This is a genomic window from Streptomyces sp. NPDC003327 (assembly GCF_053589515.1).
The window spans coordinates 1-15,556 of record NZ_JBSFSA010000013.1; the positions used below are offsets into that span (position 1 = coordinate 1).

Annotated in this window: 13 protein-coding genes; 7 read left to right on the plus strand and 6 right to left on the minus strand. The window is 73.6% G+C overall.

The genetic code is table 11. The features are described 5' to 3' along the window. Both ACWDVG_RS14180 and ACWDVG_RS14185 read left to right on the plus strand, forming a co-directional pair. Positions 1–1,589, plus strand: a 1,589-nt coding sequence (locus ACWDVG_RS14180; protein ID WP_451699413.1) for an ATP-binding protein, incomplete at its 5' end; no start/stop codon positions are given. Next, positions 1,586–4,081: a SpoIIE family protein phosphatase gene (locus ACWDVG_RS14185; protein ID WP_451699414.1), complete on the plus strand. Its 2,496-nt coding sequence runs from the start codon at positions 1,586–1,588 to the stop codon at positions 4,079–4,081. The genes ACWDVG_RS14180 and ACWDVG_RS14185, both read left to right, overlap by 4 nt. A gap of 30 nt (positions 4,082–4,111) precedes the next feature. Here the strand turns inward: ACWDVG_RS14185 and ACWDVG_RS14190 are convergent, their stop codons facing one another. The 3 genes from ACWDVG_RS14190 to ACWDVG_RS14200 form a co-directional block, all read right to left on the minus strand. Beyond that, a complete protein-coding gene (locus ACWDVG_RS14190) occupies positions 4,112–5,332 on the minus strand; it encodes a phospholipase D-like domain-containing protein (protein WP_451699415.1) in 1,221 nt (406 codons plus the stop codon). Continuing rightward, positions 5,332–5,739, minus strand: coding sequence for an STAS domain-containing protein (locus ACWDVG_RS14195; RefSeq protein WP_451699416.1), 408 nt, complete (start codon positions 5,737–5,739; stop codon positions 5,332–5,334). Before ACWDVG_RS14195 ends, ACWDVG_RS14190 begins: the two co-directional genes overlap by 1 nt. Before the next feature lie 62 nt (positions 5,740–5,801). Continuing rightward, a complete protein-coding gene (locus ACWDVG_RS14200) occupies positions 5,802–6,263 on the minus strand; it encodes an ATP-binding protein (protein ID WP_451699417.1) in 462 nt (153 codons plus the stop codon). A 160-nt stretch (positions 6,264–6,423) separates the two neighbouring features. Between ACWDVG_RS14200 and ACWDVG_RS14205 the strand changes: the two genes are divergently transcribed. Further along, entirely contained in the window at positions 6,424–6,801 is a 378-nt protein-coding gene (locus ACWDVG_RS14205; RefSeq protein ID WP_451699418.1) for an STAS domain-containing protein, read from the plus strand. Between the two features lie 71 nt (positions 6,802–6,872). Here ACWDVG_RS14205 and ACWDVG_RS14210 read toward each other — a convergent pair whose 3' ends face one another. Beyond that, a complete protein-coding gene (locus tag ACWDVG_RS14210) occupies positions 6,873–7,271 on the minus strand; it encodes an NTP pyrophosphohydrolase (RefSeq protein ID WP_451699419.1) in 399 nt (132 codons plus the stop codon). Positions 7,272–7,374: 103 nt separating this feature from the next. On the opposite strand from ACWDVG_RS14210, the gene ACWDVG_RS14215 reads away from it, so the two are divergent. After that, positions 7,375–8,130, plus strand: coding sequence for a class I SAM-dependent methyltransferase (locus tag ACWDVG_RS14215; protein WP_451699420.1), 756 nt, complete (start codon positions 7,375–7,377; stop codon positions 8,128–8,130). 236 nt (positions 8,131–8,366) lie between these two features. Next, complete coding sequence (locus ACWDVG_RS14220) at positions 8,367–12,065, plus strand: protein kinase domain-containing protein (protein ID WP_451699421.1); 3,699 nt, start codon at positions 8,367–8,369, stop codon at positions 12,063–12,065. On the opposite strand, the gene ACWDVG_RS14225 is transcribed toward ACWDVG_RS14220, so the two are convergent. Then, complete coding sequence (locus ACWDVG_RS14225) at positions 12,062–12,580, minus strand: RrF2 family transcriptional regulator (protein WP_451699537.1); 519 nt, start codon at positions 12,578–12,580, stop codon at positions 12,062–12,064. The genes ACWDVG_RS14220 and ACWDVG_RS14225 overlap by 4 nt on opposite strands. Before the next feature lie 98 nt (positions 12,581–12,678). Between ACWDVG_RS14225 and ACWDVG_RS14230 the strand changes: the two genes are divergently transcribed. Together ACWDVG_RS14230 and ACWDVG_RS14235 are read left to right on the plus strand one after the other, a co-directional pair. Further along, positions 12,679–13,425, plus strand: a complete 747-nt coding sequence (locus ACWDVG_RS14230) for an SDR family oxidoreductase (RefSeq protein WP_451699422.1) — start codon at positions 12,679–12,681, stop codon at positions 13,423–13,425. Positions 13,426–13,597: 172 nt separating this feature from the next. After that, a complete protein-coding gene (locus ACWDVG_RS14235; protein WP_451699424.1) occupies positions 13,598–14,254 on the plus strand; it encodes an alpha/beta hydrolase in 657 nt (218 codons plus the stop codon). A 118-nt stretch (positions 14,255–14,372) separates the two neighbouring features. On the opposite strand, the gene ACWDVG_RS14240 is transcribed toward ACWDVG_RS14235, so the two are convergent. Further along, the gene (locus ACWDVG_RS14240) at positions 14,373–15,554 is read right to left on the minus strand and encodes a GTP-binding protein (protein WP_451699425.1); all 1,182 of its coding nucleotides are present in this window, start codon (positions 15,552–15,554) and stop codon (positions 14,373–14,375) included. Between the last annotated feature and the right edge of the window lie 2 nt (positions 15,555–15,556).

The following is a 15,556-nucleotide window of genomic DNA, read 5'->3' on the forward strand; positions in this document are numbered from 1 at the left end:
AGTACGCCGGCATCATCCACTCGGCCGGATCCGACCTGCTGCAGCTGATCAACGACATCCTCGACCTGTCCAAGGTGGAGGCCGGGAAGATGGACATCAACCCGGAACGCGTGGCGCTGCGGCAGCTCCTTGACTACGTCGAGGCCACCTTCCGGCCCCTCACCTCGCAGAAGAGCCTCGCCTTCACCGTCTCCACCGCCCCCGGCGTCCCGGCGGATCTGGTCACCGACGACTCCCGGCTCCGGCAGGTGCTGCGCAACCTGATCTCCAACGCCGTCAAGTTCACCGAAGAGGGCAGCGTGGAGCTGCGCATCGAGCGAGCCGCCGAAGCGGCCCTGCCGGCCCCGGTCCACCGCGACGGCCCCGTCCTGGCGTTCCGCGTCAAGGACACCGGCATCGGCATCGCCGAGCAGCACCTGGAGGCCATCTTCGGAGCCTTCCAGCAGGCGGACGGGACCACCAGCCGCAAGTACGGCGGCACCGGCCTCGGCCTCTCCATCAGCCGGGAGATCGCGCACCTGCTCGGCGGTGCGCTGACCGCCGAGAGCACCCCCGGTCAGGGCAGCACCTTCACCCTCTACCTCCCGTGCGCCCGCCCCGGCTTCCAGCCCGAGACCGAGCGGTCCACCCCCGAGGACACCGGCACGGCACACTCCCCGACGGCGGACGAGCCGTCCGACGCCCGCCGGTCCGTACGGGCCGAGATCGAGCCGCGCAAGCCCCGCCGGCTGCTCGTGATCGAGGAGCGCCCGCGCGGGCTGCTCTCCCTCGTCGCCGAAAGCGCCGTCGCCGAGCTCGCCGACAGCCACGACCGCGACCCCATCGAACTCGTGGCCGTCGTCGGCCCCGAGGAAGCCGCCGGCGCCCTGGCGACCGCACCCGTCCACTGCGTGGTGCTCGAACTCGACAGCGCCGACAGCGACGCCATGCACTTCCTCGACGCGATGTACGGCGACGCCGCGCTGCGCACCGTCCCCGTCCTCGCGCACAACAACCGGCGCCTCGACGCCGCGTTCGAGTCGACCCTCCAGGAGCGCGCCCGCAAGCGTCCTCTGGAACTGCTCTCCAGCCTCGACGAACTGCGCGAGCGGATCGCCCTGCACCTCTCCGCCGAGCAGCCGGGCGACGTCGTGCCCCTGCTCCGCATGGACGAAGCGCTTCCCCAGGCCTCCCAGACCGTGGACGGCTCCCTGCGCGGCCGGACCGTCCTCGTCGTCGACGACGACGCCCGCAACCTCTACGCCCTCACCGGCATCCTGGAGCTGCACGGCATCCAGGTCATCCACGCGGAGAACGGACGCAAGGCCATCGAGGCACTCGCCGCCCACCCGGGCACCGACCTGATCCTCATGGACGTGATGATGCCGGAGATGGACGGCTACACCGCCACGGCCGAGATCCGGCGGATGCCCGACCACGCCGACCTGCCCATCATCACCGTCACCGCCAAGGCCATGCCCGGTGACCGCGAGAAGAGCCTCGCCTCGGGCGCGAGCGACTACGTGACCAAGCCCCTCGACGCCGACGACCTCATCGCCTGTGTCCGTCGCTGGCTCAACCCGCAGCAGGACCCGCGGGTGACGGCGTGACCGACGTGGAGAACTTCGAACGCCCGGAGACCGCCGACGGCACGGAAGCGGACCTCGGCGAAGCCGAACCCGCGCACGGAAGGGACCACACCACGATCCGGTTCGACGCGGCCGCCGCCTCGCCCTTCGACGTCCCGGCCGCCGACGCCCTCGCAGGGCAGCACGCGGCCACGGTCGGCCGTCTGGCGGCCACCGTGGAACGCCTGCGCGCGGAGGTACGCGCGGCGCACGCCGCCGCTGAGGGCCGCGTACTGATCGAGCTCGCCAAGGGCGTGATGATCGAACGGCTCGGCTGCGGCCCGGCGCACGCGGCGCGCCAGCTGACCGAACTGGCACAGCAGGCCGGTCTTTCCCCGCTCGAACTGGCCGCCGACATCGTCAACCAGGCCGCGCGCGACCAGTTCGCCGCCGCGGCGGAGGAGTTCGTCCGGCACGCCAACGGAGAGGAGGGCGACTCCGCACCGTCCGTCGCCGTCCGGCTGCGCACCGCCGAGAGCGCCGCGCTCGCCGCGAGCGACACCCAGGCCGTCGCCGAATCCCTCCTGGAACACGCCCTCGCCCCCCTGGGAGCGACCGCCGTGGCCGTATGGGCAGCCGGCCTCGAAGCGTCCCTCACCCTCTGCGGCCACGCCGGATTCAGCACGGACGAGGCGAATCGCTGGCGCTACGTCCCGCCGGGCGTCGCGACCGTGGCCCGGCGGGCCCTCGACGAGCGGCGCATCGTACGCATCGAGTCCCTCTCGCCCACCGGCCTGCCCACCATCGGCCGCGCCCAGTCCCTGGGCGGCGGCCGCCTGGCAGTGCCCGCCGGAACCGGAGGCCGTATCCACGGCGTCCTGGAGATCTGCTGGCCCGAGGCCCTCCCACCCCACCCACCGGCCGTCATCCGGCAGATCGAGGCCCTCGCCGAACTGAGCGCCCACACGCTGGAGAACCTGCCGCTCTCCACGAGCGGCTCGACCGGCACCCGGGAGTCGGGCGACGTGTCGGAACTCGTCGACCTCTCCGAAGCCCTGTACGACCCCGCTCTCGTCCTCACGCCCCAACTCGACGTCGACGGTCATCTCGCGGACTTCCGCATCCGCCACGCCAACAGCCACTTCCTCGACCCCGCAGGGCGCCCCCGCAGCGCCGTCCACGGCGCTCTGCTCCTGGAGGCCTACCCCTCGGCCGCAGGCGACAGCGAACTCTTCGAGAAGATCGAACGCGTCTACGCCACCGGAGAACCCTTCCGCGCCCGGCGCGCGACGATCACCGCCCTGGTGGACCAGGTCCCGCTGTCCACCGTCGCCGACCTCAGCATCAGCCGGCACGCCGACAGCGTCCTGCTCATCTGGCGCATCGAGGACGAGACGGTACGCCTGGCCAGCCTCCTCCAGCACGCGCAGCGCCTGGGGCGCATCGGCGGCTTCGAGGAGAACGTCGTCACCGGGGACATCACCTGGAACGGACAGCTCTTCGCCCTCTACGACCGGGCGGTCACCGACAAACCGGTCTCCCTCAAGGACCTGGCCGCCTTCGCGCACCCCGACGACGCCGTGGTGATCGGCCGTTTCCTCCAGTCGGTGCTGCACCACCGCCGCGCCACGTCGACGTCCTTCCGTCTCCAGCGGCCCAACGGAGTCACCCGCCACATCCGGGTCATCGCCGAGCCGGTCCTCGACGCCGACGACAGGCTCCTCGCCGTCCGCGGCGCCTACCAGGACATCTCCTCCCAGCACTGGACCGAGGTCGCCCTCGCGGCCACCCGGGACCAACTCGCGCAGACCGAACAGGAGTCGGCGGAGCGCAACCGGCTGGCCCTGCAACTCCAGCACGCCATCATGCCCCCGACCCGCGCCCCCCTCGACGCGCCGGGCCTGGACGTCGCCGTGCGCTACCGGCCCGCCGAGGCGGAGTCCCTCGTCGGCGGCGACTGGTACGACGCCGTCGTCCTCCCGTCCAAGCGGATCCTGCTGTGCGTCGGCGACGTCGCCGGTCACGGCATAGAGGCGGCGACCGGCATGGTCGTCCTGCGCAACGCCATGCGCGGCCTCGCCGTCACCGGCGCCGGCCCCGGCCAGCTGCTGTCCTGGCTCAACAGCGTCGCGCACCACCTGACCGCCCACGTCACGGCCACCGCCGTGTGCGGCGTGTACGACCCCGAGACCCGCGTCCTGCGCTGGGCCAGGGCCGGCCACCTGCCGCCGGTCCTGATCCGCGGGTCGGAAGCGGGCACCCTCCCGCTCCTCGGCGGGCTGCTTCTGGGCGCTCTTCCCGAGGCGGAGTACGAGGAGGGGGAGGTGCAGCTCGAACTGGACGACACGCTGCTGATGTACACCGACGGCCTGGTGGAGCGCAGGGACACGTCCGTTCAGGTGTCCCTGTCCCAGCTGCTCGCCGCGGCACAGGACCCGGCCTCCTCGCTGGAGCGCCGGCTCGACCGGCTGCTGCTGCACAGCAAGTCGGACACCGACGACGACACCTGTCTCATCGGCATCAAGGTGTCGTGAGGCGAGGAGCAGACCGCGGCGGGCTCGGTGTCACAGGAAGTGGCGAAGGGGAAGGACGGCCGTCTCTCCGGTGCGCTGGAGGAACGGACGGCCCTTCCAGCGGCCGGGCACGATCTCGACGCTCACCGAGAGGTCGTCGTCGAAGTGGTCGTCGAGCGTGGCGGTGAACGCCGTGTCGAGGACGGCGAGCATGACTTCCTCGTCGTGGTCGAGGGAACGCCGGTTGAAGTTCGTCGACCCGATGAGGGCGGCGGTCCCGTCAACGGTGATGACCTTCGCGTGCATCATGGTCGGCTGGTACTCGAAGATCCTCACGCCGCACGCGAGGAGATCGTCGTAATGGCGCTGTCCGGCCAGCTGACAGACCCTCTTGTCGGTGTGCGGGCCGGGCAGCAGGATCTCCACCTCGACGCCGCGGCGCGCCGTGGCGCAGAGCAGCTCGACGAAGAAGGCGTCGGGGGCGAAGTAGGCGGTGGCCAGCCGGAAGCGCTCCTGCGCGCTCTCCAGTACGACCCTCATCAGGGTCTGCATGTCCTGCCAGCCGAAACTGGCCGAGCCGCGCACGACCTGGACGACGGCCTCGCCGTGCGGGCGGTGGTGGACGAACCGGTCGCGCTCGTCGAAGAGTTCCCGGTGGCACTCCGCCCAGTTCTGCGCGAAGGCGGCGGCGATGCCGTCCACCGCGGGCCCCTGGACCTTGACGTGGGTGTCGCGCCACTCGTTCGCGTTCCGGGCGTTGCCGCACCACTCCTCGGCTATGCCGACACCGCCGGTGAACGCGACCTCCTCGTCGACGACGAGGACCTTCCGGTGGCAGCGGTGGTTCTGCTTGAACGGCGAGAGACGCATGGGTCTTCGGAACCAGGACACCTTCACCCCGGCGGCCTCCATCACCCGGAGCTGCTCCTTCTCGATGAGCCGGCTGCCGAAGCCGTCCAGCAGCAGCCGCACGCGTATCCCCTGCCGGGCACGCTCGGCCAGGGCTTCCGCGAACTGACCCGCGATGTCGCCCCTCCAGTACACGAACGTCATCATGTCGACCGTGTGACGGGCGGAGCGGATGCTGCCGAGCATGGCCGAGAAGATCTCGTCACCGTTGCGCAGGGGCGTCAGCGCGTTGCCCTCCGTCGCCGCGATGCCGATCAGCCGTTCCAGGCGTCGTCGCAGCCGGGCACCGGAGCCGGAGGCCACCGCGCCCCGGGCCTCTTCCCTCTGGGATATCGGAGGCAGTGAGTCCTGTGTGCTCGTCATCACGCGTCCACTTCCCGGCCCCGCGGGGTCTCGGCGACGGAATCCCCCCGTCCCACGGTGGCGAGCGCTTCCTCGATGTCCTCGTGGACGGGGGTCGTCACGGTGAGTCCTGTGATCTCCAGAAGTCGGCGGACGGCGGGCGTCGGGGCCACCAGGTGGACGTCGCCGCCCCTCTCCCGCGCTTCTCGCGCCGCCTTGATCACCACGTTGAGGCCGGAGGAGTCCATGAAGCTCAGCGCCGAGAGATCCAGCACGAGGTGACGGCGCCCGTGCAGGAACTGGTTGGCGACGTGGTGGTGCAGGAACGTGGCGGTTTCGGCGTCCATCTCGCCGCCGACGGTCAACAGCGCCGTGACGGCGTCCCGGACCTCGACATCGATATCCAGGTTCTCCTCATGAGCGGGCATGGTCTCCTGCTTTCTGCACACGTGGTCACTTCGGGCCGGGCGAGGGTTCGCCCGCCGTGAGGTCAGGCGGCGGCCCGGTCCTCGTCGACGAGGGCGATACGGGCGGTGATGCGTTTGCCGACCGGTTCACGCTGGGCCTCGAACCCCTGGGCCACCGCCATCACGATCTCCAGGCCGTGCTGGCCGACCCGCCCGGCGTCGGCGGCCCGGGCGACGGGCAGCACCGGGTCGGAGTCCCACACCACCACCTCCACCAGGTCTCCGATGATGCGCAGGTCCAGCAGAACCGGTCCCGGGGCGTACTTGCGGGCGTTGGTGACCAGCTCGCTGACCACCAGCTGGGTGAGGTCCAGGGCTCGCTGCGAGATCGGCACGCCGTGCTCGGCCTGTACGCGGGTGAGGAAACCGGCGGCCAGATGGCGGGCCTGGGCGATGTCCGCGCCGTCCCCGTCCAGTGCGACCGCGGCCTCCAGGACACGCTCGTACAGCACGGCGCTGTTCTTGTTCACCGGCACTGATCCCATCACGACCGCCTTTCACACCCCCGTCAACCCTGCCCGTGTACCCCCGCGACCGCAGACGACACCTGACCCTCGTGAGTGGTCTTGGTCACACAGGGCATCAGCTGGGACCAGGTGAGGCAGCGATTTCGGAGCGAGGCTCCGGTGTGCCAGGATCACCGGCATGGCAGAGGAACAGACGACGGGCACCGAACAGGCCGGACAGCTGGGTCAGCTGTCGGCCGTGGTCACCGAGGCCGACGGCATTCGCATAGTGACCCTGGCCGGAGAGGTCGACCACCACACGGGCGACACCCTCCGCCAGGCCCTGGACACCGCCGACGTTCCCCGGCCCCGCGTCGTGATCGACATGCGGCAGGTGACCTTCATGGACTCCAGCGGCATCAACATCTTCATCGCCGCGCACCACGCCCTCAGCCAGGCCGACGGCTGGCTGCGCCTCGCCGCCCCGACCAGGGCCGTGATGCGCACGTTGAGCCTGGTAGGCGTCGACGCCGTCATCGCCTGCCGCGACAGCCTCTCCGAGGCCCTCGCCGACTGACCGCGCGAACCGCCGGCCGTGCGGGTGCGCCTTTCGGGGCGCTCCAGGGGCCCCGCGGCCGTACTCCTGGGTCAGGCGCGCGGTTCCAGGACGCTGCGGGGGCCGGTGCAGCGGGCGCCCGCCGCCTCCACCCGGCGGCGCAGTTCGCGGTCGGCGGTCACGACCAGGCAGGGCCGACCCGCCGCCTCCGCGGCCAGTGCGGCGATCAGGTCGTCGCCGCTGCCCGGGGCCTCCTCGACCCGCACGCCGGGCACGGAGGCGACGCCCCGGGCGCGGCCCTCGACGACGAGGACGATCTCGTACGGACCCGGGTACGGGCCCTCGTCCGGACCTCCGGTCGCCGCGAGCCGGTCCCGCAGGCGCTCGGCGGCGCCCCGCCGGTCCCGCCACCATCCGTCCGGCACCGATCCGACGACATTGGCCCCGTCCACCACGAGCAGCGTGCGGAGGGGCTGGTTCTCCTCGCTCACGGCCCCAGGATGCCACCGGCCGCCCGCCCCACCGCCCACCGGCGCACGGGCGGACCCGGCCAACTCCCCACCCGTGCACCGGGAGTCGCCCTAGGCTGCGGTCATGGATCATGTGACCGACGCGGCCGGGACCGTCACCCCTGCCGACGGCACCCCCGGAGAGAACGACTACGACCGCTTCGCCGAGGCCTACGCGGCGGAGAACGAGACCAGCCTGGTCAACGCCCACTACGCGCGGCCCGCGATGGTGGCCCTCGCCGGGGACGTGGCCGGTCGGCGGATCCTGGACGCCGGGTGCGGTGCGGGCCCCCTCTCCGCCGCGCTGCGCGACCGCGGCGCGGTCGTCACCGGCATCGACGCCAGCGCCGGGATGCTGGCGCTGGCCAGCCGGCGACTCGGTGACGACGCCGACCTGCACGTGGCCGACCTGCGAGACCCGCTGCCGTTCGCCGACGGGGCCTTCGACGACGTGGTCGCGTCGCTGGTGCTGCACTATCTGGAGGACTGGGGGCCGACCCTGGCCGAGCTGCGGCGCGTCCTCAGGCCGGGCGGCCGGCTGATCGCGTCGGTGGACCACCCCTTCGTGGCGTACACCTTCGAGGACCCGCGGCCCGACTACTTCGCGACCACCGACTACTCCTTCGCCTGGGCCTTCGGCGGACAGACCGTGCCCATGCGGTTGTGGCGCACGTCGCTGCACGCGATGACGCAGGCCTTCACCGCCGCGGGCTTCCGCCTCACCACGCTCTGCGAGCCGCAGCCCGACCCGGCCGCCCGCGAGCTGTTCCCCGAGGGCTTCCGCGAGCTGTCGACCAAGCCCTGCTTCCTGTTCTTCGTGGTCGAGGTGCCGGTTTCCTGATGCGCCCACCGCCCGGAACGTCCGGCGCCAGGCGCGGGGGCGGCACCGCGGGAACGTTTCCGGCCGTTCAGGAAGGGGCAGGCCGTCGGGGGAGGGGGCAACGTGGCGCTGCGCTACTACCTGTACATCGGTGACGCCGAGGTCGACACGATGCTGCCGCGGGCCGACCCCCGAGGCGGCCCCCGCCGCGGGTCAGGTCGGCAGCTCCCCCCTCGTCGCCCTGGCCGACCGAAGCCATGACGGAGACGGGGGAGGCCCGCGTCTGGCGGCCGGGCGAGGTGGTGCACGGTCTGTACGAGGTGCTCGACGTGGTGCACAGCGGCGGGATGGGGCTGGTCCACCGCGTGCGCCACCGCGGCTGGAGCATGGACCTGGCGGTCAAGACGCCCCGGCCGGAACTGGTCCGGACGGCCCACGGCCGCAGCGCCTTCGAGGCGGAGGCCGGTACGTGGGTACGGCTCGGCCTCCACCCGCACACCGTCGGCTGCGTCTACGTCCGCACGCTCGACGGCATGCCGCGGGTCTTCGCGGAGTGGGTCGACGGCGGCAGCCTCGCGCGGGCCGTGCACGACGGCTCCCTCTACCGGGGCGGGCCCCGGGCCGCCCTCGGCCGCGTCCTCGACGTCGCCCGGCAGACCGCCTGGGGGCTCGCCCACGCCCACGACAGCGGCCTCGTCCACCAGGACGTCAAACCGGCCAACGTGATGCTGGAGCCCGACGGCACCGCGAAGGTCACCGACTTCGGCCTGGCCGGGGCGCGGGCGGCGAGCGGGGAGACCGCCGTCGAGCGGCCCGTCGGCGGGGAGCTCACCGCCGGCTTCGGCGGTATGACGCCCGCCTACTGCTCCCCGGAGCAGGCGGCGGCCGCCGCCGGAGCCCCGGACGTACGGCTCACCGCGGCGACGGACGTGTGGTCGTGGGCCGTGACCGTCCTGGAGATGTTCGTCGGGCGGATGCCGACCCGGTACGGCCAGGCCGCCGCCGAGGTGCTCGAACTCCACCTGGCGGGCGGGATCGGGGCCACCCACGACGACCGCGTCCCCGCCGTCCCGCCGGCCGTGGCCGAGCTGCTCCGCCGCTGCCTCGCCCTCGACCCCCGGGACCGCCCCGCCGGGTTCGCGGAGGTGGCGGCCGCGGTGGGAGCGGCGTACGAGGACGCCCTCGGCGAGCCGCACACCCGGGCGGAGCCGCAGGCCGCGCGGCTGCTGTCGGACGGGCTCTCCAACCAGGCGCTCTCGCTCCTGGACCTCGGGCGGGAGGCGGAGGCCGAGGAACTGTGGCGCGCCGCCGTCACCGCCGACCCCCACCACCTGCCCTCGCTCTACAACCACGGACTGCACGAGTGGCGGTCGGGCAGGCGTACGGGAGAGGAGCTGGTCGCGGTCCTGGAGGCCGCGGGCGCGGCGGAAGCGGATCCGCTGCTCCTCGGCCGCGTCCACCTGGAGCGGCACGAGGACGAGTCGGCGGGCGAGCTGTTGCGCCGGGCGGCCGCGCGGGCGGCGGCGAGGACGGCGGCGTCGGCGGCCGGGGCGGCGGGGCCGGAGCCGTCCGGGTCGGAGTCGGGGACATCCGGATCGCCCGACGCCGCCGCGGCGGCCGCGCACTTGGCCGAAGCCGAGGCGGCGTTGGCGGTCTGGCGCACCCGTCCGCCGCGCCCGAGGCACGACCTGGAGGGGCACCAGGGGCTGGTCAGCGCGGTCGCGGTGGGCGCGGACGGCACCGTGCTCTCCGGCGACGCCCGGGGCGGCCTCATGGTGTGGTCGCCGGACCGCGACCGGACGGGCGAGGGGCGACGCCTCCTCACGCGGAAGGGGCCGCGGGTCACCGCCGTCGCCCTGGACGCGACGGGCAGGCTCGGCGTCTGCCTGCGCGAGGACGGCACCGTCCACGTCTGGGACCTGATCCGTGGCCGCCGCCGCCGGCGCGCCCTCCGCACGGAGCGGAAGGAGCCGCGGGGCGTCGCCCTGGCGATGAGCGGCGACGGCGCGTACGTCGCCATCGGTTCGCCGCACGGCACGTTCGACGTCCACCGCACGGACGGTCTGCGCAGGACCACCGTCGTCGAGGGCCACCGCGCGCCCGTCACCTCGCTGGCGCTCAGCGAGGACGGCAGCAGGGCCGTCTCTGCCTCCCTCGCCCAGGGCGACGGCACCGTGCGGGCCTGGGACCTCACCCTGGGCCGCTGCACCGGGACCCTCGCGGCCCCCGACAGAGAGGGCGTCACTCCCCGCCGGATCCCCTTCTACCTCGGCGACAGGGCCGCCGTCTCCACCGACGCCCGATGGGTCGTGGTCGCCTGGGCGCGCGGACCCCTCACCGTGTGGGACGCGGAGCGGGGCGTCACGGTCAGCGAGGCGCCCAACCGGCTGCGGCACGTGGAGACCATGGCCGCGGGCGGCGACCCGCCGACCCTGGTGACCCTCGGGGCCGACGGCGCACAGGCCTGGGACGCCCGGACGGGACAGCGGCTGCGCGCCCTCGACCGGGACGCGGACGAGGTCGTCTTCCACGGCCACGGGGCGGTCAGCCCCGACGGCTCCACGGCCGCGTTCGCGGGCCTGTCCGGCCAGGTCGCGGTGAGACCGCTGCCCACGACGACGTACCGGGCGCCGTGGTGCTACGTCAGGCCCCTCCCCGTGCGCGAACTCGCCACCGCGGACGCCCGGTTCCGCGCGCTGATGGGCCGGGCGCGCGCACGCGTCGCCGAAGGCCGCCACGCCGACGCGGCCCGCACGCTCCGGGAGGCCGGCGCGGTGCCCGGCTTCGCCCGCCACCCGGAGGTGCGGGAGGTGTGGGCCGAGGTGGGCGCGCACGGACGCAGGGCCGGGCTGCTCGGAGCCTGGGCCCACTACCACCTCAACGGCGACGGCGTGTTCACCAGGCCGCCCCTGCTGGCCCTCGGTCAGGAGGACGCGCTGATCGCCACCGCGCGCTGGACCGGCGAGGTGGACCTCTGGGACTTCAGGGCGGGGGAGCGGGAGTACACCTTCGACCGCGGCGAAGAGGGGCATGCCGAGGAGATGCGGTTCGCGCTGGACGGCCGACTGCTGCTGGTCCGCACGAACGCCGGGACGGTACGACGGCTCAGCCTCGTGGACGGCCGCAAACAGATCTTCACGGACGAGCTGGGCTTCATCACGTCCTTCGCCCTGTCCGCGTCCGGCGACACCGTCCTGATCGGCGACGGGACGGGCACCCTGCGCCTGCGGGACCTCCCGCGCGGCGACATCCTGCACACGGTACGGGCGCACCGCGGCGAAGTGCGGGCGGTGGCGCTCGGCCCGGACGGGCGCCACGCCGCCTCGCACGGCGCGGCCGAGCCGGACCCGGAAGGCCGCGGCCGCTCGCACGCCTACGACGGCCACGAGATCCGGCTGTGGCGGCTCGGCGAGGACCGGCCCCTGTGGACGTTGGAGGGGCGCCCGGCTCCCGAGCGGCTGACGTTCTCCGGCGACGGGAGCACCCTCTTCGTCTCCCGGTTCGGCGGTGTGACCGCCTGGGACGTCGCCACCGGCGAACTCCGCTTCCACTTCCTCGGTCAGGGTGCGGTGGGCGCCGACCACACCGACATCGCCCTCGACGGCGCCGGCCGGCTCGCCGCCACCCGCGACGACCGGTCCCTGCTGGTGTGGGACGCGTCCACCGGTCACCTGCTGCGGACGCTCCCGATGCCGGTCCCGCCGCAGGTCTTCGCGCTCTCCGCCGACGGCACCTTCGCGGTCTGCGGCGGCAGGGACCGGCTCGTACGGATCTGGGACCTGCGGTCCGGACGGTGCCTGCACACCCTGGAGGGTCACCGCGCGACGATCGCCCGGATCCTGCTCAGTGCCGACGGCTCGCGGCTCGCCACCGCCGACCTCGACTCCGTCTGGTGGACCTGGGAGCTGGCCTGGGACTTCGACGTCCGCGACGCGGACGCCGAGCCGGGCGTCTAGGCGGAGTCCCGGCCCGTCGCCCGGTCGGGCGTCGTCGGCGCGTCCGTGCCCGCGGTCAGCCAGGAGCCGATGCCGGGGAGCGCCTCGGGGCCGCTCTCGTCCTCCACCGTCGCCACCAGGTCGGCGATCGTGGTACCGGCGAGCGAGGCCCGCCAGGCGGCCTCCGCCGCCCCCATGGCGCGGGAGATGGCGCAGGGCTTCGCGCACTTCTCCGGCGGGGTCGCGAGGGGCCCCCGCTGCCGGATCTCGGTGCAGACGAACGCCGGATCGGGGCCGTCGACGGCCCGCACGACATCGAGCAGCGTGATGTCGGAGGCCTGCCGGGTCAGCACGTATCCGCCGGTCTTCCCCTGCACGGACCGCACCAGCCCCGCCCGCGACAGCGCCTGCATCTGCTTGGCCAGATAGCTCGGCGACACGTCGTGCAGCTGCGCGAGGCGGGCCGCCGGCACGGGGCGCCGTGCCGCCGTCAGGACCACGCAGCAGTGGAGCGCCCACTCCACGCCACCGGACATCTTCACTCGTGTCTCCCTTTGACTCGGACACAGAGTATCCGAGTAGAATCTCGGATATCGGATGTCCGAGTTTGGCGTCCCGCACAGGAAGGCACACCATGAAGATCACCGTCATCGGCGGAACCGGCCTCATCGGCTCCCAGCTGGTCACCGCCCTCCGCGGCGGCGGACACGACGTCGTCGCCGCCTCCCTGTCCTCGGGGGTGGACCTGCTCACCGGGGCCGGCCTGGACGAGGCCCTCGCGGGCGCCCACACGGTCGTGAACGTCACCAACTCCCCGACCTTCGACGACCGGTCCGCCGACTTCTTCCGCACCACCGTCGGAAACCTCCTCGGGGCGGGGGAGCGGGCGGGGGTACGCCACCAGGTCGCCCTCTCCATCGTCGGCGTCGACCGGGTCCCGCAGCTGGACTACTACCGCGCGAAGGTGCTCCAGGAGGATCTGCTGCGCGAGGGCCCGACCCCGTACTCGATCCTCCGCGCCACCCAGTTCTTCGAGTTCATGGACGCGGTGATGTCCTGGACCGCGGTCGACGGCGTCGTCCGCCTGCCCGCCACGCCGCTGCGGCCGATCGCGTCCGCGGACGTCGTGGCCGCCCTCGCGGACGTGGCCACGGGGGAGCCCCTCGGCGGCACCGTCGACGTCGCGGGACCCGAGGTCATCGCCCTCGACGAGATCGGCCGCGTCACCCTGGCCGCCCGGGGCGACTCCCGTCGCGTGGTCACCGACGACCGGGCGGGCATGTTCGCGACCGTCCACGGCGACGTCCTCACCGGCGGCCCGGCCGCCCGCCTCGCCCCGACCCGCTACCGCGACTGGCTGGCGGCCGCTCCCTCCCGCTGAGGCGACGCTGCGGGTGCGCGGTCCGCCGGTGACGCGAGCCCGGCAGTCCCGGGGCGCGAGCCCGGCCGTTCCGTCACGGGGGCCCGGTTTCCCCGGTGCGCGCCACCTGGCAGACTGCGGTTCTCACCCTCTTCCCGGGCGTCACGAGCGCCCCGCCCCGCTGGAGGTCCCCATGACCGCGTGGAGCGCCCCGGCGCGGTGCCGGACGGCGGGCGGCGACCTGGTCCTCAGGGCCGGGGCCGACGCCCCGGCCGGGGCCGTCCTGCTGCTCCACGGGGGACGGGAGCACGGGCTCGACGCGCCGCCCCCGCTGAACCTGCCGTCCCTGCGCATGCGGCCCTTCGGCGCCGCCGTCGTCCGGTCGCTGCGCGGCCGATCCGTTCTCGTGGGCGAGGTCCGCTACGGCCACCGCGGCTGGAACGGCGACCGTGCGGACGCGGCCCGCGACGCCGAAGTCGCCCTCGCCGGGCTGCGCGAACGCGTCGGCGACGTACCCGTCGTCCTGCTGGGCCACTCCATGGGCGGGCGCGCCGCCCTGCGGGCCGCGGCCGATCCGGCGGTACGGGGCGTGGTGGCGCTCGCCCCCTGGTGCCCGCCCGGGGAGCCCGTGGACCACCTCGCGGGCCGTCGCGTCTACCTGCTCCACGACGAGCAGGACCGGGTCACGTCGGCCCGCGCCTCCTGGTCGTTCGTCCGCCGGGCCCGTACGGCGGGCGCCGACGCGGTCGGCATCCCGATGCCGACGGGCGGGCACGCGATGCTGAGGGGCGCCGGGCTCTGGCACAGGCGCGCCGCCGAACTCGTCGCAGGCATGCTGCCGCGCGACTGACCACCGGACGGGCCGGCCTCGGGTGCTTCCGGCCCGTGGTGCGTCCGGCCCCGGATCTGCCGTGTCGCTCGGCCGTGCCGGGCGGTGCCGTGGCTGCGACCACCGCCCGGCACGGAGTTCATCGGGCGGCGGCCGCCGCCGCGTGCTCGTGGACGTCGCAGGCGTCCTCGACGCCGTACGTCTCCCAGGCGGGGAACTCGTCCTCGGCGGGTACCGCCTCGCCCGGCGCCAACAGGCAGGCGTTGAGCGCCCCGCGCAGGGCGTCGGCCCGCAGCCCGGTGCCGATGAAGACCAGTTCCTGCCCCTGCGCGGTCTCCGGGCCGTGCACCCCGGACGGTTCGAACCGGGCGACGGCGCCGGCCTGGGACCACAGCCCGGTCACCCGGGGCCGGCTCGCCAGCCGGAAGAAGCCCTTGGAGCGCAGGACGCGCCCGAACGTACCGCTGTCCAGACCCTTGGTCACGAAGGCCCACAGCCGACCGGGATGGAAGGGCACGGGGGAGCGGAACACGAGCGAGGAGATGCCGTACTCCTCGGTCTCGGGCACGTGGTCACCGTTGAGCTCCTTCACCCAGCCCGGCGCCTGCTGCGCCTTCTCCACGTCGAACAGGCCGGTGCCCAGGACGTGTTCCAGCGGGACCTGCCCGCGTACGGCCGGGACGACCCGCGCTTCCGGGTTGAGCCGGGAGAGCGTGGCGCGGAGCCGGCGCGCCTCGTCCGGTCCGACCAGGTCGAGCTTGTTGAGCACGATGACGTCCGCGAACTCGACCTGGTCCATGACGAGGTCGCTGACCGTGCGCTCGTCGTCCTCGTAGGGGGCGAGCCCGCGCGCGAGGAGTTCGTCGCCGCCGTCCAGCTCCGTCAGGAAGTTCGCGGCGTCGACGACGGTGACCATGGTGTCGAGGCGGGCGAGGTCCCCCAGGGTGGCGCCGTCGTCGCGCGGGAAGGAGAAGGTGGCGGCGACCGGCATCGGCTCGGAGATGCCGCTCGACTCGATCAGCAGGTGGTCGAAGCGCCCCTCGCGGGCGAGCCGGTCGACCTCCTCGAGGAGGTCGTCGCGCAGGGTGCAGCAGATGCACCCGTTGGTCATCTCGACCAGGCGCTCCTCGGTGCGCGAGAGCGCCGCCTCGCCGCCGCGCACGAGCGCGGCGTCGATGTTGACCTCGCTCATGTCGTTCACGATGACCGCGACCCGCATCCCTTCGCGGTTGCCGAGGACGTGGTTGAGCAGCGTGGTCTTCCCGGCCCCGAGGAACCCGGAGAGGACCGTGACCGGGAGGCGCCCGTCGTACGCGGTCACGC

Bases quoted from the DNA above. Each gene is read 5' to 3' on its own strand.
- ACWDVG_RS14190 (WP_451699415.1), bottom strand. From the start codon at position 5,332: ATGACGAGCACACAGGACTCACTGCCTCCGATATCCCAGAGGGAAGAG.
- ACWDVG_RS14195 (WP_451699416.1), bottom strand. From the start codon at position 5,739: ATGCCCGCTCATGAGGAGAACCTGGATATCGATGTCGAGGTCCGGGAC.
- ACWDVG_RS14200 (WP_451699417.1), bottom strand. From the start codon at position 6,263: ATGGGATCAGTGCCGGTGAACAAGAACAGCGCCGTGCTGTACGAGCGT.
- ACWDVG_RS14205 (WP_451699418.1), top strand. From the start codon at position 6,424: ATGGCAGAGGAACAGACGACGGGCACCGAACAGGCCGGACAGCTGGGT.
- ACWDVG_RS14215 (WP_451699420.1), top strand. From the start codon at position 7,375: ATGGATCATGTGACCGACGCGGCCGGGACCGTCACCCCTGCCGACGGC.
- ACWDVG_RS14220 (WP_451699421.1), top strand. From the start codon at position 8,367: ATGACGGAGACGGGGGAGGCCCGCGTCTGGCGGCCGGGCGAGGTGGTG.
- ACWDVG_RS14225 (WP_451699537.1), bottom strand. From the start codon at position 12,580: ATGTCCGGTGGCGTGGAGTGGGCGCTCCACTGCTGCGTGGTCCTGACG.
- ACWDVG_RS14230 (WP_451699422.1), top strand. From the start codon at position 12,679: ATGAAGATCACCGTCATCGGCGGAACCGGCCTCATCGGCTCCCAGCTG.
- ACWDVG_RS14235 (WP_451699424.1), top strand. From the start codon at position 13,598: ATGACCGCGTGGAGCGCCCCGGCGCGGTGCCGGACGGCGGGCGGCGAC.